The organism is Paenibacillus sp. sgz302191, assembly GCF_057749925.1.
The window spans coordinates 1-22,001 of the sequence record NZ_JBYLHY010000033.1 but is presented as its reverse complement, the minus strand read 5'-3'; the positions used below and the strand labels follow the sequence as shown (position 1 = coordinate 22,001).

The 22,001-nt window shown below is 53.2% G+C and carries 20 protein-coding genes; 14 read left to right on the top strand and 6 right to left on the bottom strand.

The annotated features are described in order from the left end of the window. Positions 1 to 261: 261 nt before the first annotated feature. From AC3G2T_RS32230 to cysT, 4 genes are read right to left on the bottom strand one after another with little or no spacing between them, the layout of a single operon-like run. Positions 262 to 1,383 carry a sulfate ABC transporter substrate-binding protein gene (locus AC3G2T_RS32230; protein ID WP_474680222.1) on the bottom strand — a complete coding sequence of 374 codons (1,122 nt, stop codon included), beginning with the start codon at positions 1,381 to 1,383 and terminating at the stop codon, positions 262 to 264. Positions 1,384 to 1,416: 33 nt separating this feature from the next. Next, the gene (locus tag AC3G2T_RS32225) at positions 1,417 to 2,502 is read right to left on the bottom strand and encodes a sulfate/molybdate ABC transporter ATP-binding protein (protein WP_474680223.1); all 1,086 of its coding nucleotides are present in this window, start codon (positions 2,500 to 2,502) and stop codon (positions 1,417 to 1,419) included. Further along, positions 2,492 to 3,301 carry a sulfate ABC transporter permease subunit gene (locus AC3G2T_RS32220; protein ID WP_474680224.1) on the bottom strand — a complete coding sequence of 270 codons (810 nt, stop codon included), beginning with the start codon at positions 3,299 to 3,301 and terminating at the stop codon, positions 2,492 to 2,494. Before AC3G2T_RS32220 ends, AC3G2T_RS32225 begins: the two co-directional genes overlap by 11 nt. Continuing rightward, complete coding sequence (gene cysT / locus AC3G2T_RS32215; protein WP_474680225.1) at positions 3,298 to 4,104, bottom strand: sulfate ABC transporter permease subunit CysT; 807 nt, start codon at positions 4,102 to 4,104, stop codon at positions 3,298 to 3,300. Before cysT ends, AC3G2T_RS32220 begins: the two co-directional genes overlap by 4 nt. Before the next feature lie 759 nt (positions 4,105 to 4,863). Here cysT and AC3G2T_RS32210 point away from each other — a divergent pair. Continuing rightward, on the top strand, positions 4,864 to 5,589 hold the full coding sequence (locus tag AC3G2T_RS32210; RefSeq protein ID WP_474680226.1) for a hypothetical protein: 726 nt from the start codon (positions 4,864 to 4,866) through the stop codon (positions 5,587 to 5,589). Between the two features lie 211 nt (positions 5,590 to 5,800). Here AC3G2T_RS32210 and AC3G2T_RS32205 read toward each other — a convergent pair whose 3' ends face one another. Further along, positions 5,801 to 6,895: a Fic family protein gene (locus AC3G2T_RS32205; protein WP_474680227.1), complete on the bottom strand. Its 1,095-nt coding sequence runs from the start codon at positions 6,893 to 6,895 to the stop codon at positions 5,801 to 5,803. Positions 6,896 to 7,207: 312 nt separating this feature from the next. On the opposite strand from AC3G2T_RS32205, the gene AC3G2T_RS32200 reads away from it, so the two are divergent. The 13 genes from AC3G2T_RS32200 to AC3G2T_RS32140 all read left to right on the top strand — a co-directional run bounded on the left by AC3G2T_RS32200 (position 7,208) and on the right by AC3G2T_RS32140 (position 21,393). Further along, entirely contained in the window at positions 7,208 to 7,921 is a 714-nt protein-coding gene (locus AC3G2T_RS32200; protein ID WP_474680228.1) for a GntR family transcriptional regulator, read from the top strand. A gap of 315 nt (positions 7,922 to 8,236) precedes the next feature. Continuing rightward, positions 8,237 to 9,172, top strand: coding sequence for an ABC transporter permease (locus AC3G2T_RS32195; protein WP_474680265.1), 936 nt, complete (start codon positions 8,237 to 8,239; stop codon positions 9,170 to 9,172). A 19-nt stretch (positions 9,173 to 9,191) separates the two neighbouring features. Next, a complete protein-coding gene (locus tag AC3G2T_RS32190) occupies positions 9,192 to 10,073 on the top strand; it encodes a carbohydrate ABC transporter permease (protein WP_474680229.1) in 882 nt (293 codons plus the stop codon). A 41-nt stretch (positions 10,074 to 10,114) separates the two neighbouring features. Then, complete coding sequence (locus AC3G2T_RS32185; protein ID WP_474680230.1) at positions 10,115 to 10,567, top strand: hypothetical protein; 453 nt, start codon at positions 10,115 to 10,117, stop codon at positions 10,565 to 10,567. Further along, on the top strand, positions 10,476 to 11,642 hold the full coding sequence (locus tag AC3G2T_RS32180; RefSeq protein WP_474680231.1) for a type 2 periplasmic-binding domain-containing protein: 1,167 nt from the start codon (positions 10,476 to 10,478) through the stop codon (positions 11,640 to 11,642). Before AC3G2T_RS32185 ends, AC3G2T_RS32180 begins: the two co-directional genes overlap by 92 nt. A gap of 70 nt (positions 11,643 to 11,712) precedes the next feature. Beyond that, positions 11,713 to 13,998 (top strand): helix-turn-helix domain-containing protein, encoded by a 2,286-nt coding sequence (locus tag AC3G2T_RS32175; protein WP_474680232.1) that lies wholly within the window; start codon positions 11,713 to 11,715, stop codon positions 13,996 to 13,998. 18 nt (positions 13,999 to 14,016) lie between these two features. After that, a complete protein-coding gene (locus AC3G2T_RS32170) occupies positions 14,017 to 15,081 on the top strand; it encodes a glycoside hydrolase family 88/105 protein (RefSeq protein ID WP_474680233.1) in 1,065 nt (354 codons plus the stop codon). 210 nt (positions 15,082 to 15,291) lie between these two features. Then, on the top strand, positions 15,292 to 16,500 hold the full coding sequence (locus AC3G2T_RS32165) for an extracellular solute-binding protein (RefSeq protein ID WP_474680234.1): 1,209 nt from the start codon (positions 15,292 to 15,294) through the stop codon (positions 16,498 to 16,500). Between the two features lie 29 nt (positions 16,501 to 16,529). Beyond that, positions 16,530 to 17,387, top strand: coding sequence for an ABC transporter permease (locus AC3G2T_RS32160; protein WP_474680235.1), 858 nt, complete (start codon positions 16,530 to 16,532; stop codon positions 17,385 to 17,387). Continuing rightward, positions 17,384 to 18,184, top strand: coding sequence for an ABC transporter permease (locus AC3G2T_RS32155; protein ID WP_474680236.1), 801 nt, complete (start codon positions 17,384 to 17,386; stop codon positions 18,182 to 18,184). Before AC3G2T_RS32160 ends, AC3G2T_RS32155 begins: the two co-directional genes overlap by 4 nt. Positions 18,185 to 18,188: 4 nt before the next feature. Further along, complete coding sequence (locus AC3G2T_RS32150) at positions 18,189 to 19,235, top strand: ABC transporter ATP-binding protein (protein ID WP_474680237.1); 1,047 nt, start codon at positions 18,189 to 18,191, stop codon at positions 19,233 to 19,235. Then, on the top strand, positions 19,232 to 20,179 hold the full coding sequence (locus AC3G2T_RS32145) for a ComEC/Rec2 family competence protein (protein ID WP_488438059.1): 948 nt from the start codon (positions 19,232 to 19,234) through the stop codon (positions 20,177 to 20,179). Before AC3G2T_RS32150 ends, AC3G2T_RS32145 begins: the two co-directional genes overlap by 4 nt. Before the next feature lie 326 nt (positions 20,180 to 20,505). Continuing rightward, complete coding sequence (locus AC3G2T_RS32140; protein WP_474680239.1) at positions 20,506 to 21,393, top strand: SMP-30/gluconolactonase/LRE family protein; 888 nt, start codon at positions 20,506 to 20,508, stop codon at positions 21,391 to 21,393. A 345-nt stretch (positions 21,394 to 21,738) separates the two neighbouring features. Here the strand turns inward: AC3G2T_RS32140 and AC3G2T_RS32135 are convergent. After that, positions 21,739 to 22,001, bottom strand: a 263-nt coding sequence (locus AC3G2T_RS32135; RefSeq protein WP_488438058.1) for a hypothetical protein, incomplete at its 5' end; no start/stop codon positions are given.

Sequence of the window (22,001 nt, the reverse complement as noted above, 5' to 3'; positions counted from 1 at the left end):
GAAAAAGCCTGCACATTTGCAGGCTTTTCCCAAAATCGAGCCATTTCCATCGAAAAAGCCTGTACATTTGCAGGCTTTGCACGCCACCGGGGCACTTGGTGGATCCCCCGGTGCCTGAGCGACCTCCCGGCGTCCGGCCGCTGCGCGAATGGCTTGGACGTCGCTTTGGCGGCAGCCTGAGACAGTGCTGCTTCGTCCTTACGCGTGGAATGATACACGAGCCGGACATTCAGGCAGAGGGCAGAAGGCCCTCCGCCTCTGCTATTTCGCTCCGCCTTCGGCCAAAATCGTCTCCCAAATCGCGCCTTTGCCGTACAGCTCCTTATTCACCTGGTTCCAGCCGCCCAAGTAGTTGATATCGAACAGGCCTTCCGGCGTTTTGTAGTTTTTCTCATACTGCTTCGCGATCTCAGGATCGACGGAGCGGAAGCCTTTTTCGGCGAAAATCTTTTGCGCTTCAGGGCTCCACAGGAAGTTGAGGAACGCTTCGACGGCTTCGCGGTTGCCGTGTTTGTCTACATATTTGTCGATGAGCGCGACCGGATTCTCGATGGAGGTCGTATATTTCGGCACGACTTCCTCGTATTTTTGGCCGCTTTTGATGCGGGCGATCAGCTCGTTCTCGTAAGTGACGATGGCGTCGCCAACCCCTTTGTCAAAGGTTGTCAACGAATCCGCGCCGCTTTTGTCCAGCACCTTAATGTTTTTGTACACTTTGGTCAGCAAATCTTTCGCTTGCGCGGGATCTTTTTTGCCGGCTGCTTCGGAAATTTTGAGGCCAGCTCCGTATATGGCGTTGATGTCCCATTTGGCGCCGCCCGACGTGCTCGGGTTCGGAATCAGCACTTCGACGCCCGGTTTCGTCAAATCGCTCCAATCCTTGATCTGCTTGGGATTGCCTTCGCGCACGCCGATGGCGGCAATGGAGGCGGTGATCATCCCGCCGTGCGGTTTGCTTTTCCAGTCGTTCGTGATCAAGCCTTTCTCGGCGATTTTCTGGATATCTCCTTCCAGCGACAGCGGTGCGATGTCGGCTTCAAAGCCTTGAATGATTGCCGTCGCCTGGGAGCCGGATGCTTGATACGACTCTTTGAACTCGACGGTTTGCCCGGTTTTCTTTTGCCATTGCTCTTTAAAAAGCGGGATGATGGCGTCAAGCGAATCTTTCAAAATCGAGTAAGCGCCGATGGAAATCGTCACTTTGCCGCCTTCCGCCGTTTTAGGCGAACCGGCTGCAGCCGGAGCGCTGCTGCCCGCCGCAGCCGCAGGGCTTGCCGCCGCCGGCGAGCTTGCACTGTTCCCCGCAGAACCGCATCCGGCCAAGGCAACGCTTGCCGTCAATAGTGCGGCCGCCATCATGCCTAACGTTTTCTTGCTTTTCATAAAATCCAACTCCCCTTCGCTTGATCAATTTGTTTAGATAAAAACAGGCATCGGATCTTGCTTCGCCTGATTTTCCAGCAGCTTCGTTTCATTTGCCGTAAACACCGATAGGTGATGGATTAAAATGTTGACTTCATCGCCGGGCCGGTACTGCCTTTCTTTAATGGACTGGTAGGCGAAAAGCTTGAGCGAACCGGTCTCGATTTCGAGGTACCACGAGTCGCCCCGGAAATGCGCATGCGTCACGGTGCCGGGCTGCCCCGCCGACGCCAAATACGTCGTATCGTGAGGGCGCACCTCGATCGCTTCGGGCCGGATCAGCACCTTCGCGTCGGTTGGCCACCGGCCGTCCTGCTGCAGTTCGTCCAGATAAGGGAAGCCGTTCAGCGGCACATAGTGCGAAACCGTATTCGATTCCCCGATAAAAGTAGCGACGAACGAGGAGGCCGGCTTCGTATAAATTTCCCAAGGCGTGCCCTGCTGCTCGATTCGGCCCTGCTGCACGATGATGATCTCGTCGGCGACTTCGATCGCTTCGTCCTGATCGTGGGTGACAAACAGCGTCGTCACCTTGAACTCGTCGATCAGGTTGCGCAGCCACAGGCGCAGCTCCTTGCGGATTTTGGCGTCGATCGCGGCGAACGGCTCGTCGAGCAGCAGCAGCTGCGGCTCCGGAGCAAGTGCTCTGGCGAACGCGACCCGCTGCCGCTGGCCGCCAGACAGCTGATGGGGGTATTTGCGCTCGCTGCCGGCGAGCCCCATCAAGCCGAGCAAGTGCGATACGCGGTCGGCGGTGTAATCGCGGGGCTTTTTCAACACTTTGAGCCCGTAAGCGACGTTGTCGAACACCGTCATATGCTTGAACAGCGCATAATTTTGAAAGACGAAACCGATGCCCCGCTTTTGCACGGGCAAATCCGTCGCAAGCTTGCCGTCGAAAAAAATGCTGCCGGTGTCCGGGCTCTCCAGGCCTGAGAGCATGCGCAGGATGGAGGTTTTGCCGCCTCCGCTGGGACCGATAAGCCCGACCAGATGCCCTTTGGCGATGCTGAAGTTGACGTCTTTGATCGCGTGAAACTGTCCGAACGATTTGTTCAGGTTATTGACCTCAATGTGCATGGAGCTGCCTCTCCCTTCGTTTTTTCATCCATTCCAGTATGAGCAAAATCGTAATCGAAACGAGACCAAGCACGAATGCCAGGCTGTTTGCGGCAACGAGATTGAAATTTTCCGCATCTTGGTACACGAGCGTAGTCGCCGTCTGGGTTTGGCCGATGACGTTGCCGGAGACGACCAGAATCGAACCGAATTCGCCGAGTGAACGCGCAATCGTCAGCACGAGTCCGTACAGGACTCCCCAGCGGATGGAAGGCCACGTAATTTGCAGGAACGTGCGCCAGGAGCCGGCGCCGAGCGTCGTGGACGCTTCCTCCGACTGCGTGCCGATTTCCTCCAGCAGCGGAACGACTTCGCGCACCATCAGCGGGAAGGTGATGAACATCGTAGCGATGACCATCCCGGGCAGCGCGTACACGATTTTCATATTGTGCGCCTCGAAGAAAGTGCCGAGCGCTGTGTTCGGACCGAACAGCAGAATGACCATCAAGCCGACGATGATCGGCGAAACCGCAAACGGCAGGTCGACGACCGCATTGATAATCGGCTTCAGCCAGCGGGCGATCCAGGCGCCGCGGACGATTTCTATCGATAAGTAGATGCCGACGATCGCATTGAGCAAAGTAACGATGACGACGATAAGCAAAGAGATGTACATCGCGTGCAAAGCTTCCGGACGAGACAGGGAATCGAAAAATTCGCCGGCCCCGTTTTGAAACGCGCTGAAGCCGATGCCGAGGAACGGTAAGATGATGAGCAGAAAAATGACGGCAAAAGTAAATCCGATCAGCAGCCTTCTCATGCCAGTCGCCCCTTTCCGCGCGTCAGCACGTTGATCGCCCACAAAATGAGGAAAGACAATGTCAGGAGCACGATAGAAAGCGCGGCCGCGCCCTCCGGGTTAAAATTTTGCGTCTCGCCGTAAATGTAGACGGAGACGACCATCGTCTTGCCGGGCAAGTTGCCGGAGATCAGCGAGATCGCGCCAAATTCGGCGAGCGCCCGCGAGAAGGCCAGCATGCTTCCGGCGACGATGCCGGGGACGATGGCGGGCAAAACGATTTTGCGGAAAGTGTGAAATTTGCCCGCGCCGAGCGTGAAGCTGGCCTGCTCCTCCGCAGGATCGAGCTGTTCCAGCAAGGGCTGCACCGTGCGCACCACGAACGGAAAAGTGACAAAAACGAGACCGATAACGATAGCCGTCTGATTGTACAGCAGATGGATTCCGAGCTGATCCAGCCAAATACCAAGCGGGCTCTTCGGACCGAGCAAGGTCAGGAACATCAGTCCGGCTACGGAAGTCGGGAGCGAAAAGGGGAGGTCGACCATGCTGTTCAAAAGGCCCTTGCCCGGAAAAGAGTAGCGCACGAGCACGTAAGCAATCAGCGTGCCGACGACCGCTTCGATCAACGTGGAGAAGACGCTGAGCTTAATCGTCAGCAGCACGGATTTCCATGCGAGCGGGCCCGTCACTTCCGCCCAAAAAGGCTGCCATCCGAAGGAAAAGCCTTTTACATAAATGGATCCGATAGGCAGCAGCAGCAGAACGATCAGATAGCCTATCAGCACGGAACGAACCGTGGCTTTGAATACTTTATTACCCACCGTGACACCACCCAATTGCGATTAATCTCATTAGATTACTTGGAATTATACATTGAATAATAACAGGCGTTTTTCTTTCTTGTCAATCATAAAATATTTTTGAAATAAAGTGCTGCGCGGTGGGCATCGGAGGGCGTTGTCCGAAATGCAGGGATCTCCGGGGGGCTGGCCGCCGATCGGAACGCAGATCATGGGGATTGCGGCAAAAGCAGCACGCCACCCAAGAGAAAGCGGACGCGGCGGGCTGGGCCTGTACTTTGTACCAAAAGTATAAGAACTTTTTTGGCGCGCCCTGCCCGTAAGTTCGCCGTTTTCGCGCAAAATCGAACGGCGGAAATAAAAATGTAACAAAACTGGAACATTGCCGTTACGCTCCGATAACAATTGCAGGGTATGATGATTAACAAGACCCCCTTTTTAATATAAACTCTTTGGACCCGACCCCGCCGGTTGGGTCCCCTTTTTTTGTTCGGGGCGATTGGTGCACTTCCTGAGGATGGACGAGGCGATCTCGATGGACTAATTCAACTTCGATGCTTTGGTAATGATATACCGTTTGTGCTCTTTGTTGAGCATCTTGGTATAACTTTCGAAACTAAGATCGGCTGGGCAAATCGACGCCTTGTCAGCTTGTCGTTCTTCTATGACGAGAATCTCAGCATTCAAAGAAGGCTGATGAATTCATCCTTTATCCAATACACAATTTGTTTTTCTGATGATTTTATTGACTATAAAACTTAGATAGTAAGGAGTTATGCTATGGAAAATAATATTTCAATTAAGAGCGCAACTAGAGTATATTTCTCGGTCCAGCATATTATTTCAGCATCTTATATGGCAAAGAAGAGCTATGAAGTTGAGAATCAATTTCAAAACGATTTTATTCAATTTCCCTCAAGCTTAGTATCAATAAACAAAGCTTATGTAACAGGAAGCATATTTTCGGCAACATCTTTTTTAGAGGCATCAATAAATGAGCTTTTTTGTGATATACAAGAGATGCATGCTGGCATTCATCCACGAAATGAAAAGTTTGCAAGGTTAGATTTGAGGTCAGTTGCTATGATGGGTGGTATGTGGGAGTTGGATTTTGAGCGGAGACCGATTTTAGAAAAGTATCAAATTGCACTTACACTGGCCAATAGAAGTAAGTTTGATAAGGGACAACAGCCATATCAAGACATTAACTTTTTGATTAGTTTAAGGAATGATCTTATACATTATAAACCAGAATGGATTGCTGATGAAACGCTAGATGGTTCTACTCCGCGGCATAAGTTTGAGAAAAATTTAAAAAACAAATTCGAATCTTGCAGAATATTTTCACAATCAGGGAATGCTTATTTTCCAGATAAGTGTCTTGGATTTGGATGTTCAAAATGGGCAGTGGAATCTAGCATTAAGTTTACAGATGAGTTTTTTAATAGGTTGGGGATAAAACCTGCATATGATTTGATCCGTGAGAATCTGTTATTTGAGAGATGACATGTTAACGTTAAGGATTGGTGTTTCCGCGGGATTAATCGGGGTTCTACTCTCCTAACTTCCATCATTAAAGAAGCCACGATAGGCACTTCTTCAATGTATGGAAGGCTACACGAGAACCATATTTCACTTGGGGAAATGGCTTTTTGCTGTATGGTACGGTGAAGCACTACTAAGAATATTCAAGCTCATCAGTTCAGCCTAATCGTTACTAACGCAATTTATCGAGAAGATTGTAATAGTAATATGTTTTAGATCTTTGTTTGCCATCCGAAAAAATGATTCTTTGGGTTTCAAGAATTGACAAATATCTTCTGCAGGTTGCTTCTGATAACTCAGCGGTTGAAGAAATAGAGTGCACGGTGAATATTGGTTTTTGAAAAATTGCATCAATCAATTTTTTCACGTTACTACTGTTTATTAACGACTGGGCGATATTCAAATCATGCTCGTAGAGTTGGTTAACATCATTGATTAAATGGATATTTTTGTTAGCCTGGAGTATAATCGCCTCTAGAAAAAATTTGATCCACTGGTTCCAATCCCCTTTATATCTTGTATCATTTAGGAATCGATAATACTTATGTTTATCCTTTTCTAATGCTTCACTTAAAAAGAAATTAGGATAATCAATGACTTTTTTATTAAATAAGTATAAAGGTATTAGAATTCTTCCAATTCTCCCGTTGCCATCAAGAAACGGATGGATAGTTTCGAATTGAGCGTGGATGATGGCAACCCGAATTAATTCATCAAAGTCGTCTTTAGGCTCGTTAATATATTTTTCAAGATTACTCATAAAGTGATCTACTAATTGAGGCGAAGGAGGGATATAAGTGGCTGTCTCTATCGTACAACCTTCAGGACCTATAAAATTTTGTATTTTTCTATACTCTCCAGGAGAACGATTGCTCCCGCGAACATCATTCGACATTAATGTAATATGCATCGTCTTGAAAAGCCTTGTAGAAATGGGGAGGAACGCTAACTTGTCCATTCCTTCGCGAAGTGCGTGATAATAGTTTAAAACTTCTTGAATGTCTTTATTGTTTTTCCTGCTCTGGGCCTCGACCTCCAAAACCTCATCAAGAGTTACCTGGGTACCTTCGATTTTGGTTGATTGAACGGCCTCATGCAACATAACAGGATTCAATAATAATTGTGAAGGGAGTTTGGTGTTTTGCAGCAACACCTGATACTGAGCTACTTTTTTGTTTGCTTCAATCAATTCCCGGATAAAAAGCAGCGGATTAATTCGTTCATTTTTTAATGGCAGCTCTTCTGCAGCAAAGGGTGTTTTTGCCATAGTCATACCTCTTTTCTCAAAACCTTATACTTTATCTTTATTATCATCCTAACCGATTTGTGACGATAAATACAGAAAATATATAAATAATAAACAAAAATATAGAAAAATGATTTTAAAGTATCGGATATATGAGCTATCGAGGAGTTGTTAGAGAAAACAGCAGTTTACGTTTTTTTAACATTCGATTTATCATAAGTTGATAAAAGCTTTCTACAATTAGACAAGTCTAGACATCCTCGTTTTACATAATCCGGGTGACGATGAAATCGCTGAAGCGATATTTTACGATTAGGGCGGTTGAATGCGGGAATGAAGCACAATTACATCAAGATCAAAGAGGAATTGGCGAGGCAAATTCGGACGGGCGAGCTTCCTGTGGGCGCCAGGCTTCCGTCGGAGATGGAGATGGCCGACCGGTTCGGCGTCAGCCGGGAGACGTTCCGCGCCGCGGTTAAGCAGCTTGAGCGCGAGGGCCTGCTTCGGGTGAAGAGCGGCATCGGGCGCTTCGTCATTCGTCCGGTGCAGCCTATACCGAGCGCTCTCGACCGGCTGAGCTCGACGTCGGAAATGATTCGCAGCGCGGGTTTGGAGGAAGGCGAGTGCGAGGAGAGCATTCGCATTCTTGCGGCAGAGGAGGAGTGGGCGGACTTTTTGGAAATCGCTCCGGGATCGAAAGTGATTGTGAACGAGCGGGTCCGGACGGCCAACGGCGAGCCGGTTTCCTACAATGTGAACATCATGCCGTATGCAAAAGTAGGCGAAGCGTTCGCGCGCAGCAAGCTGAAAGGCTCGCTGATGCAGTTCCTCGAATCGGAATGCGGAATCCGCCTGGTTAGCGCCAATGCCGAGCTGATCGTGCCGCCCCAGGATGATGCGGGAGCAGCCAAGCTTCGCATGCATGCGGGCACGCCGGTGCTGTTGATCAAGCAGACTCATTACGATGAGGATCATTTGCCGATTTTATTTTCCAACGATTATTTTCGCAACGATGTGTTCAAATTTTGGGTGCAGCGCGCCCGCTGAAGCTCATAGAAGCGGCGAACAAGGTTATCCGGGTCGTTATCGGCCCGGGTAGCCTTGTTCTTTTTGGATCAACAACAAAAATGAACTAGTGACAACAAGCTCAATAAAAGACTGTTTTACCGTTCGCAAAACCGTATGTTCCTTTATTTTTCGGGCTTTTAAGGTGATCAAGCAGGGACTATGGACGGAAATCGGATGCCGCCGTTACTATAAATTTGGTTGCAAGCTGCTCCGCAAAGGAACTCGTCATGGAGCTCATATCCCATCAGGCTGCTGAGAGAAGAAAGGAAGGAAGGAAGCAATATGGAAACAAGTATGGAGGCGCCTGTACCCGCGGCTGCAAGCCCGTCCGTGATGCGGAAAAGGCTGGCGCGGAACCGGTGGCTGTATGCGATGGTCTTGCCCGGTCTTCTGTACTTTTTGGTTTTTAAGTACTGGCCCATGTACGGAATATTTATCGCTTTCAAAGACTATCAGCCTTTTCTCGGTTTTTGGAACAGTCCGTTTGTCGGGTTGAAGCACTTCGAGCGGCTGTTTAACGATTCGAACTTTACGATGCTTTTTCGCAACACTCTGATTTTGGCTTTTTATAATATTGTGTTTTTTTTCCCGCTTCCGATTGTGATTGCGCTCATGCTGAACGAATTAAGAAAAGAGCTTCACAAACGGATTTTCCAAACTTTGGTTTACATTCCGCACTTCATGTCCTGGGTCGTCGTCGTCGGGATCGTCTACATCTTTTTTACGACCGAAGGCGGTATCGTCAATGAGTTGCTGGTCCGGTTCGGCGGACAGAAAATTAACTTTCTGCTCAGCCCTGACTGGTTCAGGACGATGATTACGGCTGAAGTCATCTGGAAAGAAACCGGCTGGGGGACGATCATTTTCCTTGCCGCGATTGCCGGCGTCGACCCGCAGCTGTACGAGGCGGCCCGTATGGACGGAGCGAACCGCTTCCGTCAGCTGTGGCACATTACGCTGCCGGCGATCCGCGGGACGATCGTCATCTTATTGATTTTGCGCCTGGGCAATTTTCTCGATACCGGCTTCGAGCAAATATTTTTGATGCTGAATGCGATGAATCGCGAGATCGGCGAAGTTTTCGACACGTATGTGTATTCGGTCGGGATGAGTCAAGGGCAGTACAGCTTCAGCACGGCTGTCGGTCTGTTTAAATCGGTTGCCGGCTTGATTCTTGTAGCCGTTTCCAACTATTTGGCCAAAAAGTTCGGAGAAGAAGGAATTTACTAGAAAGGAGGGTCTGAACGCCATGCCGCACAAACCAACCTGGGGGAACCGGCTGTTCGACGGCCTGAATGTGACGCTGCTGTCCCTGTTCGCATTCATTACGGCAGCCCCTTTTATTTATGTCGCCGCCGGCTCGTTCGCCACGCAAAAAGAACTGCTGATGCGGGGGTTCCTCTTGTTTCCGACGGAATTTTCGCTTGACGCGTACAAGTATATTTTTTCCACGCAGACGCTTGCCAGAAGCTTGCTTGTTACCGTATTTATTACGGTTGCCGGCACCCTTATCAACATTTTCTTTACGTGCCTGACGGCCTATCCGCTCGCCCGGCGGGACATGGATTTCCGCAAACCGATCATGCTGCTCGTTCTGTTCACGATGCTGTTCAGCGGCGGGATGATTCCGACGTTCCTGGTCGTCAAGCAGCTGGGCTTGCTCGATTCGTATTGGGCGTTATTGTTCCCCGGCGCCATCAGCGCTTTTAACCTGATTATTATGCGGAATTTTTTCCAGCAGCTGCCGGACGGCCTGGAAGAATCGGCCAAAATCGACGGCTGCAGCGACTTGGGTATTCTTTTTCGAATCGTCATGCCGCTGTCCTTACCCGCTATCGCCACTTTTTCTTTATTTTACGCGGTTGGGCATTGGAACACGTTCTTTAGCGCCATTTTATACATCAATGACAATACCAAATGGCCGATTCAAGTGCTGTTAAGACAGGTCGTCATACTAGCCTCGGGCGGGATCGGGGACACGACCCAGATGGATGCGGACTATGTCGCTCCCCCGGAACAGTCGGTCAAAATGGCTGTTATCGTCATATCGACGCTGCCGATATTGGCTGTATACCCGTTTTTGCAAAAGCATTTCGCCAAGGGCGTGCTGCTGGGCTCCGTCAAAGGATAGACGCTGCTATGCCCATGAATACAAGGGAGGATTATACCAAGATGAAAAAGATGAACGGAATCCGGCAAAAGAAAATCGGGCTGAAGTCGGCCGCATTACTCGCTTCATTAGCTTTAGCCGTTTCGGCCTGCGGCGGCAAGGATGCTGCAGGTCCGCAAGGAAGCTCGAACGCTGCCGGGAAGCAGGGGCCGCTCAATCTTACGATGATGCTGCCCTCATACAACCCTGAGCAAATGCCGGCGGACAGCGCGGTCTTGAAACAGCTTATGGACAAAACGGACACCCGCCTTACGGTGACCTGGGTACCCTCGACGTCTTACTCGGATAAATTAAGCGCTACGGTCGCATCCGGCGAATTGCCCAAGACGTTTGTCGCGTTGGGAGCCGAAAGCCTCATTCATTGTGAACGCCGCCCGCGCGGGAATGTTCTGGGAAGTCGGCCCGTATCTGAAAAACTACCCGAATTTGAGCAAAATGTCGGACATCGTGCTTAAGAACATTTCCATAGACGGCAAAATTTACGGGGTTTACCGCGAGCGCGATCTGTCGCGTTACGGCTTGATGATCCGCCAGGATTGGCTGGATAATTTGGGCTTGAAGCCTCCGAAAAACATGGAAGAGCTTTACAACGTGCTGAAGGCGTTTACGACGGGCGATCCGGATAAGAACGGCAAAGCGGATACGATCGGGCTGGCCATGGGAATGGAGGGCAGCACGCTCGCCGGTTTTAAAGATATTATGGTTTTCCTGGGCGGTCCGAATGAGTGGGAGCTGAAGGACGGCAAGCTCGTCCCGGCGCATTTGACCTCCGTTTACCTGGATACGCTGAAGTTTTACAAGAAATTGTATGATGAAAAAATAATCAATCAGGACTTCGCCATCGTCAAAGACGGCCGGCAAGTGATGAACAAGGCGCAAGCCGGACTTTGGATCGGCAATATGCACGACAGCGTAACGATTGACGAGAATATCAAAAAAATCGATCCGAAAGCGAAAATTAATTTGATTAACCGCATTTCCGGTCCGAAAGGCGAACGGGTACGCGCAGGAGCAGGCTATCTGGGCGTGTACATGATTCCGAAAACGAGCGTGAAGACGGAAGCTGAATTCAAGCAAATTCTCGCTTATTTTGACAAAGTATCGGGGAAAGACGTGCAGAACCTGATGAAATACGGGATCGAGGGCAAGCAGTTCACGGTGGAGAACGGCAATTACCAGCCGAACTCCGATCCCAAAGCGAAAGCGGAAATCGTAGACGGCAACCAGTTTATGGTGATGCAAAATGAAGTCGTCAGCTACGGCAAAGAGCTGGAGAAGCTCCGCGATAAGCTTTATCAGGACAACGCGGCCATTGCCCTGGCTAACCCTGCCGCTGCGTTCATCTCCAATACCGAGATCGAGAAGGGGAAAGAGCTTTCCAAAATTATCGATGACGCGGCAGTCAAATTCATCATGGGCTCGATCGACGAGGCCGGCTGGAAGCAGGCGCTTGATAAATGGCAGCAAAGCGGAGGCGGCAAGGTTATGGAGGAAATCAACGCCGAGTACGCGAAGACCGCGAATAAATAACGTAATGGCAATTTCGAAAATTTATATGTAAACTTGAAGAGTATTTTAGGGAACCTGTAATGGAGGCTGAATGAAACTTACCCGACCCCCCTCATACTTGTTGAAACTTATGCTGTTTTCCGTCATGATCGGTACGATTCCGGTTATCGTGCTCGGTACGTTCGCTTACTGGAACTCGTCCCGGACGGTGCAGGAGAAAGTCAACGAGGGCAACAAGCAGCTGCTGCAGCAAACGCAGATGAGCGTCGAGCAAATTCTCAAAACCGTGGACACTTCCGCCACGCAGCTGCTCCAATCGCCGGCTGTCACATCCGCCTTTGACAATGAAATTTCAAACAAGGATTTTGAGCTGGTCCATGAGCTGTTCCAGGGAATCGCGCAAATTCAGACGTATGAGCTCGGCATCAAGGATGTTTACCTGTACAGCATGAGCAAACGTTGGATCGTCAGCAGCAGCGGGGTGAACGAATACAGCGTTCCTGGCTTTAAAGCCAGAATGGAAGCGTTCTCTTATTTGCCGGGAGGCTCTTTCTGGACAAGCGATTTACGCGGAAATACGGCCGGAGGCCCGCTGCAATCGATCTATTTCGTGAAAAAGTATCCGTTCAACGCTATGAATCCGAAAGGGCTCGTCTGCGTCGAGCTGTCCACGGAAGCGTTGAAGGAACTTGTTACGCTGCATAACGGCAAGAAGGGCAGCACCTTTCTCCTGGACCGGGACTTCAACGTCATCGGACACCCGGACCGCGCGTTGCTGGGCAGCAGTTGGGCCGATGAAGCCTACTTGAAACCGGTCATGGCAAGCGGGGACGCGGACGGACAATACACAGCCTCCATGGGAAGCGAAAAAGTGGCCGTCACTTACCGCAAATCGCTCTATAACGGCTGGAACTACGTCTCCGTCGCGTCGATCGTGGAGATCAACGAGCATAACAAAATTATCGGCTGGTTTACTTTGCTGGTGTGCATGGGCATCCTGCTGGTCACGTTGATTCTCGCCTGGTTAGGGTCGAAAAAAATGTATAGTCCCATCCAGTCCATTTACACCGCGCTTACGAGAGGAGCGGTCTCCGCTTCCGACGGGCACAAGAGCGGCGACCTGCAGTTCATCGGCGAACGGGTCGATTATTTAATTGAGAGCCAATCCCTGCTCATGAACGAGCTGAAAGGGCAGCAGGTGCAGTTGAAAGAATTTTTCGTGCAAAAATTGTTTCACGGCACGATCAAGCCGGCCGAATTCGAAGCCAAATTGGGGCTGTACGGCATCAAGCACCGCTGGCCTGTCATGGCCGTCCTCGCCGTGCAGATCGACACGCTGAAAAATACCCGGTATGCAGAGTCGGACCGGGACCTGCTGATGTTTGCCGTCAGCAATATCGTCGGCGAATTGATTCCTTTCGAGCACAGGCTTGTGCCCATTGTAACGGCGGATTGCCAAGTGACGATCATCGGCTCGCAGGAAGAGAAGAAGGCTGACTTCCGGGAACATATTTTTTCGCTCTCCGATACGATTCAAAAAGCGATTTATGAGTACCTGGATATCAAGGTGAGCATGGGGATCAGCCGCTCCTTTACCTTAATGGCCGAGGCGCCGCAGGCGTTTCAGGAAGCGGTAACCGCGCTGAAATACAGAGTGGGGTTGGGAGAGGAGTCGATCCTTTTTATCGACGACGTACAGCCACAAAAAAGCAGCTTGTATTCGTTTCCGCAGGAAAGCGAGCAAGCTTTGTTCGATGCTATGCGGACCGGCAATCCGGAGCAGTCCGCGCAGTTATTGAAGGAATTTATCGGGGGCCTGTACCAGCACCATATGCGGCATCAGGACTACCAGTTGTTTTTGCTGCGTCTGTTGGTCGATCTGATCCGGTTCGGACAGGAATTTTCCATTCCGACGGCGCTTATTCACCGGGACGAAGCCTCGTTCATTCAGTCCTTGTTCAAGCTGCGGTCGGTGGAAGAAATCGAGCAGTGGTTTTGGACTACGTTTGTAGCTCCGTTCGTTCTGGAGCTCGGCAGCAGGCGCGAGTCCCAATTCAAGCACATTTCCGCAGCCGTGATCGACATGATTCAGAGAGAATTCGACTCGGAGCTGACGCTGGAAGGGTGCTCTTCGCGGATCAATTCCCATCCTCATTATGTAAGCCGGGTGTTTCGCCAAGAAACCGGCGTTAACTTCGGCGAATATTTGACTCAATACCGGATTGAAATGGCGAAGAAGTGGCTGAAGTCGAGCAATATGAAAATTTCCGAAATCGCCGAACGGTTGACGTACAACAACGCCGCCAATTTCATCCGCTCTTTTCGTAAAGCGGTAGGCATGACCCCGGGACAGTACCGGGAGGAGGGACAACCTTAAATAGAGAGGGAGATGTTTATGCCATTGCTTCAAATCGACGAATCCAAGATCCGGCACGTTATGGATCTCATCGTAGAGAGAACGGGCCATATGGATTTTACTTGGGATTGGCCGGCGGGGGTCGCTTTTTACGGAATTAGCCGCGCTTACGAAGCTACCGGGAACGAAGCCTATTTAAATATGACGATAAAATGGGTGGACGAGCAGTTGGAAGAAGGAATTCCGCCGCTGACCGTCAATGCCGTATCCATCGGCCATACTCTGCTCAGTTTGTATGAAGCGACGAAGAAGGAAGTCTATCTGGAGACTGCAGTGAAGATGGCCGAGCATTTGAAACATGATGCCGTCCGGTTTGCCGGAGGCATTTTCCAGCATACGGTTTCGCAAAACTATGATTTTCCGGAGCAAGCATGGGTGGATACGATGTTTATGGCAGGGTATTTTCTCATTCGGATCGGAACGATGCTGGGCCGCAACGATTATTTGGAAGACGGTCTGCTGCAATATCACGGTCATGAGCAATTTTTGCAAAATGCGGATACGAATTTGTATTACCACGGTTGGGACAACATTGGGCTGAACAATATGTCGGCTGTATACTGGGCAAGAGGCAACAGTTGGGCTGCTTATACGATGGGCCAAGCTTTGGCTTCCGTGGAAGTTACGCATCCGTCCTATATGAAAATATACGATTCCCTCAGAGACCAGCTAAGCGCGGTGGTCCGCCTTCAAGCGGACGACGGCTTGTGGCATACGGTTCTGAACGATTCTGCCGCATATACCGAGACGTCCGGTTCCGCCGGCCTGGCGGCAGGTCTGGTGCGTTTCAACGAAGCTGTCGGTTCCCCGCTGTACAACCGGCAGATTCAGAAAGCGGCGGGCGGTGTGCTGAACCGCGTAAGCGCCAACGGGACCGTAACCGGAGTTTCCGCCGGCACGGCCGTTATGAAGGATGCGGAAGGGTACAAAGGCGTTGCGCAACAACGGATTCAAGGTTGGGGACAGGGGCTTGCGCTCGTATTTCTGTCGTCGCTGTTGACCTACAAGTGGAAGGAAACCGAACCACAAGGGATCACGCTTTAATTTGGATAAGGTTATCCGGGGCCGTACTGGCCTTGCGGATAGCCTTTTTTTGTTTTTGGCCGCCGGTCCCCTGCCGCGCTTCCCCGCACTTCGATTTACTAAAGCTTAACCTGAGGATGATATTGGAATAATACTTCATTTGCATAATAGGACATACAGGGTGTCTAGACAGCATACCTGGCAAAAAATTTGAATGCAAGGATGGGGAATATGCGTAGAGGAATCCAAATTGCGATGGCCGGTATCATGATGCTCTCCCTGCTGGCGGGCTGCGGAAAGGCCGACAATCAGGCAAGTTCGGCTCAGACGGCGGAAACGGCCGGGACGGCGAAGAAAGAAGAGAACAAAAGCGCCCGGATCGGGGCAATCAGCGTCGCCACAGCCGGGGACACGAACATGACGGAACTGCAGGAAAAATCGGTCGCTCCCGAATTCAAAAAGCTGCACAGCGGCGCCGAGGTGACTGTCGTAGGCACAGGCCCGGGGGACGCGGGCTCGCAAAAGATTTTTGAAAAGCTGAAAGCCCAGAAGGACGCCGGAAAAACGGAATGGGACATCGATGTGGCGGTCGTTCATCAAAGCATTATGAAACAACTGATCGACAACGATTTGCTTGAAAAATGGGTGCCTCAGTCGGCCAATAAATCTTACGTAGTATCCGCGGACAGCAAGAACAGTCTCGGAACGAATGTCGACGGCTACGTCATTCCGCTTTTTCACAGCCAAGTGGCGCTGGCCTACAATCCCGATAAAATCAAGCAGCCTCCAAGCAGCATGGAGGAAGTGAAGAACTGGATTCAGGCCAATCCGAAGCGCTTCGGGTACAACGGCGTGAAAAACGGCATGAGCGGGGTTGCCTTCGCGACGGCTTATACATACTGGAAAACCGGCGATTACAAGACGCTGAGCGAAGGTCCTTTCAAAGCCGACCCGGAAAGCAAATGGCCTGCCGCTCTGAAAGAGCTCAAAAGCTTGCCGGTCACGATAACGAACGGAAACAACGGCACGCTCGACATGCTCAACCGCGGCGAGATCGACATGGGCCCCGTATGGGTGGATATGTTTTACCTGTGGAAAGAAGACGGGCGTCTGAATCCGAATATGCGCCTGAAAGTCGTCGATCCGGGACTGCCCGGCCAGCCGATGTACGTCGTCGTCACCAAAAACGCCAAAAACAAAGCGGCTGCCGCTGCGTATGCGGACTATCTCACTTCCCCGGAAATTCAGGCTTCGGTCATTGTGGAAAAAAACAGCTGGTATCCCGGAATCGATGCCACGGCCGTGCTTCCGAAAGTGAGCGACAAAGGCAAGGAGAAGCTGTTCAAGGATGTAACTGCGGAAGATCTCAGCAAACGCGGCCAATCGTTCCCGCTCGCTGAGTATTTGAAAGACTTGCAAACGGCATACGAAGCGAACTGAACATACTGACGCATAGGCGGTGAAGACGAATGCAAGCAGATGCAGGCAAACTGCAGACTGTTCGGCAGGCGTCCGGCCGAAGCGCATGGCTGGGGGCCGCTTGGGCGGCTCCCGCTGTCTGCTTGGTGGGCGCGTTGTTTGTGTATCCTTTTTCCAAATCTTTTCTTGCCAGCCTTCAAGCTGCAGACGGCGGGTGGACCTGGCAGCATTACCAAACGGTATTTCGGCTGTACGCCGGGGATATCTGGTTTACGCTGGTCGTGTCGGCCGCAAGCCTCATCATCCTGCTGGCGCTGTCCGTTCTGCTCGGAGGGCTGCTTCGGCTGCAGGCGCGGCCGTTTGTCGAGTTTTTGTTCAAAATTCCGCTGTTCGTGCCGTTTGTCGTGGTCGGCCATGCGATGCGGGTGTTTTTGGCCCCCCACGGGACGCTCAATTCGGGGCTGATGACGCTTCATCTGTTCGACCCGGATCAAATGCCGTCGATCGCTTTTACGACCGCGGGCCTTATTATCGCATTGGTGTGGAAAAATATTGGCTTTGCGCTGCTGCTCATTCTCGGCTCCTACAGATCGGTCAATGAAAGCTACCTGGATGCCGCCAGAAATATGGGCGCAGGCCGGATCAGGCTGATCAAGGACATTTTGCTGCCTATGGGCAAAGGCTCGCTCGGCGTCGTGACAGTGCTGACGTTCACGTCGATGATGGGCAGCTTTTCCATACCTGCCATGATGGGAGACGGGGGCGGCCGTCAGATGCTGATGATCGATCTGTATTATCAGCTTATTTATCAGCAAAATTCGGGTGCGGCCAATGCCATCGGCGTTATTGCGTATATCGTTTCCATGGGCGCAGCCGTTTACTATATAAGGAGGGTATCGAAAGTATGAACATAGGGCGGTTGTCGCTGCGGTTGGCCGGATATGCGGCGGCGCTGTTTTTTATATTGGGCCCGATTGCCAGTCTGGCGCTGTGGTCTTTTGCGCATAAATGGTTTTGGCCGCATGCCTTGCCGACGGAATGGGGGCTGCGCTACTGGAGCAAAGTGTTCGAGGGCAAAATGGTGCATGCGCTTTCGCTCAGCTTCGGCATTGCCGTCGTTGTCACCGTCGTGTGCCTGCTGATTTCCGTGCCGGTCTCCTATTGGATCGCACGGTATCGGGTTCCGGGCCGTTCGGTGCTGCTGCTGCTGTTTTTGCTGCCGCAGGCGTTCCCGCAGCTTCCTGTTTTTACGAATACGATGGAGCTGATGTACCGCTGGGACCTCGTCGGCACGAAGACCGGACTTATTTTGATCCATCTGGTCGGCGCCGTCGTTTTCTGCGTCTGGACGATGGTGTCCGTGTTCCAATCCGTCTCGCTGTCGATGGAGGATGCGGCTGTCAATTTGGGAGCGTCGCGCAGCCGGACGTTCTTCACAATTACGCTGCCGCTCAGCGTTCCGGGGATGATCGCGGCGGCGCTGCTCGTATTCCTGTATTCTTTGGACGAATTCACCGGAAGCCTGCTGATCGGGGCGCCGTTCCAGCTGACGATGCCGGTGTTTATGTACAATGCGGCGATGGGCTATGAAATGCAGGTTGCTTCCGTTACCGCCCTGCTGCTCATGGTTCCGGGCATCGCGCTGCTGCTCTTGCTGCAGCGATTCATGCGCTCCGAATATTTGAGCGCTTTCGGGAGGGTGTAAACCGATGCAAATTCAGCTTCAAAATTTGACCAAAAATTACGGCGGCAGCCGGGGAATTGCCGGCATCAGCCTGGAGCTGCCTTCAGGGGGCCTGACGGCGATCGTAGGCCCCAGCGGCTGCGGCAAGACGACGCTGCTCCGCACGCTCGCCGGCTTTCTCGCGCCGGACGCTGGCGTTATCCGCTTCGGTGAGCGGGACGTCACCTACGCGAGCCCGCAGCAGCGCGGCGCGGCGATGGTGTTCCAAAACTATGCGCTGTGGCCGCATATGTCGGTTTTCGATAACGTCGCGTACGGACTCAAGCTGCGCAAAGTACCGGCCGCCGAGCGGGAGCGGCGGGTGCTGGACGTGCTGCGGCGGGTGGAGATCGACGTCTCCGAAGTCCGCCGCCGGCACCCGCAGCACTACTCCGGCGGCCAGCAGCAGCGCATTGCGCTGGCCCGGGCGCTCGTCGTGCAGCCGGACCTGCTGCTCATGGATGAGCCTTTGTCGAATCTCGACGCCAAAGTCAGACAGCGGCTGCGGGTGGAGATCCGCAGCATTCAGCAAGCTTTCGGCATCACGGCGCTGTACGTGACGCACGACCAGGAGGAGGCCCTCTCGATGGCCGACTACGTCGTCGTCATGAACGAGGGCCGCATCGAGCAAGCGGGCACGCCGCAGGAAGTGTACTGCCGGCCTGCGACTTATTTCACGGCTCACTTCCTCGGCGAGAGCCATACGCTGTGCCTGCTGCGCGGCAAGGAAGAGCAGCGGCTCGTCGTCCGCGCCGGCGATGCGCGCATCGGCGAGCGTCTGGAGCAGCCGCATAGCGCGCAGCCGCTGCAGGCGATCGAAACCGACGGCGAGGTCGTATTGACCGGCGCCGTGCGGGGCCATTTGTTCCTGGGCTCCGCGTACAGGCACATCGTTCACATCGGTTCGCAGTCTTTTTTTGCGGACAGCGAAGTGCCGCATCCCGAGGGGACGTACGATATCCGCATCCCCCGGGACAAAGCTTACTGGTTCGCAGCCGAGGCCAGCGAACCGCACAAGGAGGTGTCCGCATGAGCAGCGCTTGCGTACACATGTTGAACGTCGGATGGGGCGACGCCCATTTCATCCGCCTCCCTTCCGGCAGCCTCACCCTCATCGACGGAGGCGACGGCGCACCGGGCGAGCAGGAGGATACCCCGCTCGCCTGGATGAACCGGCACGGCGCAGACCGGCTCGACTGGATGATCCTCACGCATCTGCATGAGGATCACGTCAACGGTCTGCTCGAGATTGCTGCCCATAAGCAGGTGGGCTGCGCGATTTTGCCCTATGCCCGGTTTGATCTGCCCGCCCGTTCCGTCGTACAGCCGGAACGCGATCCGGGCGTTGAACGGGCGTACCGGGTGCTGGAGCATTACATCCGGTTGGTCGATCTGCTGCTTGAGCGCGGCGTTCCGATCGTTTGTCGCAGCGTGTACGATCAGGAAGCTTCCGACGTCGTCTGGAGCCGGGAAGGTTTCACGCTGCGCCATCTGTATCCGTGGTCGGACGATCCGCTGCCTGGGCTTGCGATGCTGGAGGCCGCGCTGGACGCTTACGAGCGGCGATCCGCCGATGCGGACGGGCTGCTCTGCGAGTTTTTCGAGCTGTCCAACGACGACAGTTCGGTGTACAGGCTGTGCGCCGCGGATGGAGACGCGGCGTCTGCGGTGCTGTTCGGCGCCGACCAGGTCGAACCCGGCTGGACGCGCCTCGCCCGGCGCGCCGATCTGCACAGCGCCGTGTGGAAAGCATCCCATCACGGCATGGAGGACGGGCTGAGCGGATTGACGCTTTCGCTGATCCGCCCCGGGCATGTCGTCGTGCCGATCAGCGAAAGCCTCTCGACGCCGCTGCTGGCTCGCTGGCGGGAGCTTGAGGCTGCCAGCGGCAGCAAGCTGGCGCGCACCGGCGACGTGCCCGCCGGTAACAGGCGGCACGTATTCACGGCGGGCGCCATTGAAGTTTACATCGGCTAAGGCTAGGGCCCGGCTGATGAAAAAACGCGCAGGCTGCGGGCATTGACCGCAGCCTGCAGGCCGTGGCCCCAGCCAGCTGCGAGGGTCACAGCTAGCGTCGCGAAGGCGACAGCTTGCGGCGAGAGCCACGGCTAGCGTCGCGAAGGCCAGAGCTAGCGGCGAGAGCCATAGCTTGCGTCGTGAAAGCCCCAGCCAGCGGTCAAGACCACAGCTTGTGCGTTAAATTTTTGTTCGTATCCTTCCAGAATTTATGTTAGTGTTGGAGTGGAGACAAGCGGTTATTTCTTCATTTTGTTCACTATAAAACGATGACGGGGGAATGGATTTTGCAGCACTATCGACAGGAACTTGAGCTTGTATGGGACGGTAAAGCGACGCTCGGCGAAGGGCCTGTATGGGACCATCGCACCCGGCAGTTGTTGTGGGTGGATATTATGGGCAAGCGCGTACATACGCTGAATCCCGTTACCGGTGAGGAACGCGCCATTCATGTCGGCCACTTGGTCGGGGCGGCGGTTCCGCGGGAGCAGGGAGGCTTGGTGCTGGCGCTGCAGGACGGGTTCTACTCGCTCGACCCGGCGGGGGAGCAGTTAACCCGGCTGGCCGGACCGGAGACCGGCAACCCGGGCAACCGGTTCAATGACGGCAAATGCGATCCGGCAGGGCGCTTTTGGGCCGGTACGATGGACATGACGGAGCAGCGCCCGAGCGGCTCGCTGTACTGCCTGGACATTCACGGCGAGTGCCGCAAGGTGCTGGACAACGTCACGGTATCCAACGGGCTCGGCTGGAGCCCCGATAACCGCGTGATGTATTATATCGATTCGCCGACGAAGCGGGTGGTCGCTTACGATTACGATCTTGAGAGCGGGACGCCGGGTAATCCTCGGGTTGTGGTGTCGATCCCGGAGGGAGAAGGATTCCCGGACGGCATGACCGTTGACGCTGAGGGGATGCTGTGGATCGCGCAGTGGGACGGTTGGCAGGTGTCGCGCTGGAATCCGGCAACGGGAGAGAAGCTGGGCTGCGTCCGCATCCCTGCGGCCAGGGTATCTTCCTGCTGCTTCGGCGGGGAGCGCTGCGACGAATTGTACATAACGACGGCGCGCATCGGGTTAAGCGAAGAGCAACTGAAAGAGCAGCCGCACGCCGGGGGCGTGTTCCGGGTCAAGCCGGGCGTGCAGGGTATGCCCGCCAGCTTTTACGCCGGGTAAGATGCCGGCCGGCAGCGACCGATAAACGGCTCGGGCAAGCGGCTCCGCGGGCGAAATTGCCGCACTGCCGCGCTCGGACGCGGCGGCTGCTTCTCCAAGGGGCCGTCCCCAAAGGCCCCCTCACGCCGCGACATGAAGGGAAGCCTGTCCGGCAGCGCGAAAAACGGGCACCACTGGCAGTGCGCAGAAACCTGCGCTTTTGAGACACTTGGAAAGCTGCACCCGCTAAGGCAGCGCAACTATTTGGCAGCGCGGCGTGCAGAACTGCTGCAAAAACACCCAAGACGTCACCCCACACGGTGCTGCAGCGAGCAAAAAGCCTGCAAAAGTGCAGCTTTTTGCTCGTCAATACGCCTGCAGCAAAATATTCCTGCAAAAGTGCAGGCTTTTCTGCCGATACGCAGGGCTCAGGCCATTTTGAGCCGAAATTCCTGCACAATCGCAGGCTTTTCCGCCAAACGGGCCGTTTCCACCGCAAAAGCCCACTGGCTTTGCAAACAAAACCCTAACTGTGGGATGAAATCCATATAAAGGTATTCGTGATGAGATGGCACGCATGTAGTTGAGTGTCGTTTGGTTGCAATTTACTATAATTCGATATATATATA

What these genes read in the sequence shown, in the direction of transcription:
- AC3G2T_RS32165 (WP_474680234.1), top strand. Translation starts at nt 15,292, where the DNA reads ATGCGTAGAGGAATCCAAATTGCGATGGCCGGTATCATGATGCTCTCC.
- AC3G2T_RS32210 (WP_474680226.1), top strand. Translation starts at nt 4,864, where the DNA reads ATGGAAAATAATATTTCAATTAAGAGCGCAACTAGAGTATATTTCTCG.
- AC3G2T_RS32205 (WP_474680227.1), bottom strand. Translation starts at nt 6,895, where the DNA reads ATGGCAAAAACACCCTTTGCTGCAGAAGAGCTGCCATTAAAAAATGAA.
- AC3G2T_RS32200 (WP_474680228.1), top strand. Translation starts at nt 7,208, where the DNA reads ATGAAGCACAATTACATCAAGATCAAAGAGGAATTGGCGAGGCAAATT.
- AC3G2T_RS32175 (WP_474680232.1), top strand. Translation starts at nt 11,713, where the DNA reads ATGAAACTTACCCGACCCCCCTCATACTTGTTGAAACTTATGCTGTTT.
- AC3G2T_RS32195 (WP_474680265.1), top strand. Translation starts at nt 8,237, where the DNA reads ATGGAGGCGCCTGTACCCGCGGCTGCAAGCCCGTCCGTGATGCGGAAA.
- AC3G2T_RS32190 (WP_474680229.1), top strand. Translation starts at nt 9,192, where the DNA reads ATGCCGCACAAACCAACCTGGGGGAACCGGCTGTTCGACGGCCTGAAT.
- AC3G2T_RS32225 (WP_474680223.1), bottom strand. Translation starts at nt 2,502, where the DNA reads ATGCACATTGAGGTCAATAACCTGAACAAATCGTTCGGACAGTTTCAC.
- AC3G2T_RS32160 (WP_474680235.1), top strand. Translation starts at nt 16,530, where the DNA reads ATGCAAGCAGATGCAGGCAAACTGCAGACTGTTCGGCAGGCGTCCGGC.
- AC3G2T_RS32155 (WP_474680236.1), top strand. Translation starts at nt 17,384, where the DNA reads ATGAACATAGGGCGGTTGTCGCTGCGGTTGGCCGGATATGCGGCGGCG.
- AC3G2T_RS32150 (WP_474680237.1), top strand. Translation starts at nt 18,189, where the DNA reads ATGCAAATTCAGCTTCAAAATTTGACCAAAAATTACGGCGGCAGCCGG.
- AC3G2T_RS32145 (WP_488438059.1), top strand. Translation starts at nt 19,232, where the DNA reads ATGAGCAGCGCTTGCGTACACATGTTGAACGTCGGATGGGGCGACGCC.
- AC3G2T_RS32170 (WP_474680233.1), top strand. Translation starts at nt 14,017, where the DNA reads ATGCCATTGCTTCAAATCGACGAATCCAAGATCCGGCACGTTATGGAT.
- AC3G2T_RS32230 (WP_474680222.1), bottom strand. Translation starts at nt 1,383, where the DNA reads ATGAAAAGCAAGAAAACGTTAGGCATGATGGCGGCCGCACTATTGACG.
- AC3G2T_RS32220 (WP_474680224.1), bottom strand. Translation starts at nt 3,301, where the DNA reads ATGAGAAGGCTGCTGATCGGATTTACTTTTGCCGTCATTTTTCTGCTC.
- AC3G2T_RS32185 (WP_474680230.1), top strand. Translation starts at nt 10,115, where the DNA reads ATGAAAAAGATGAACGGAATCCGGCAAAAGAAAATCGGGCTGAAGTCG.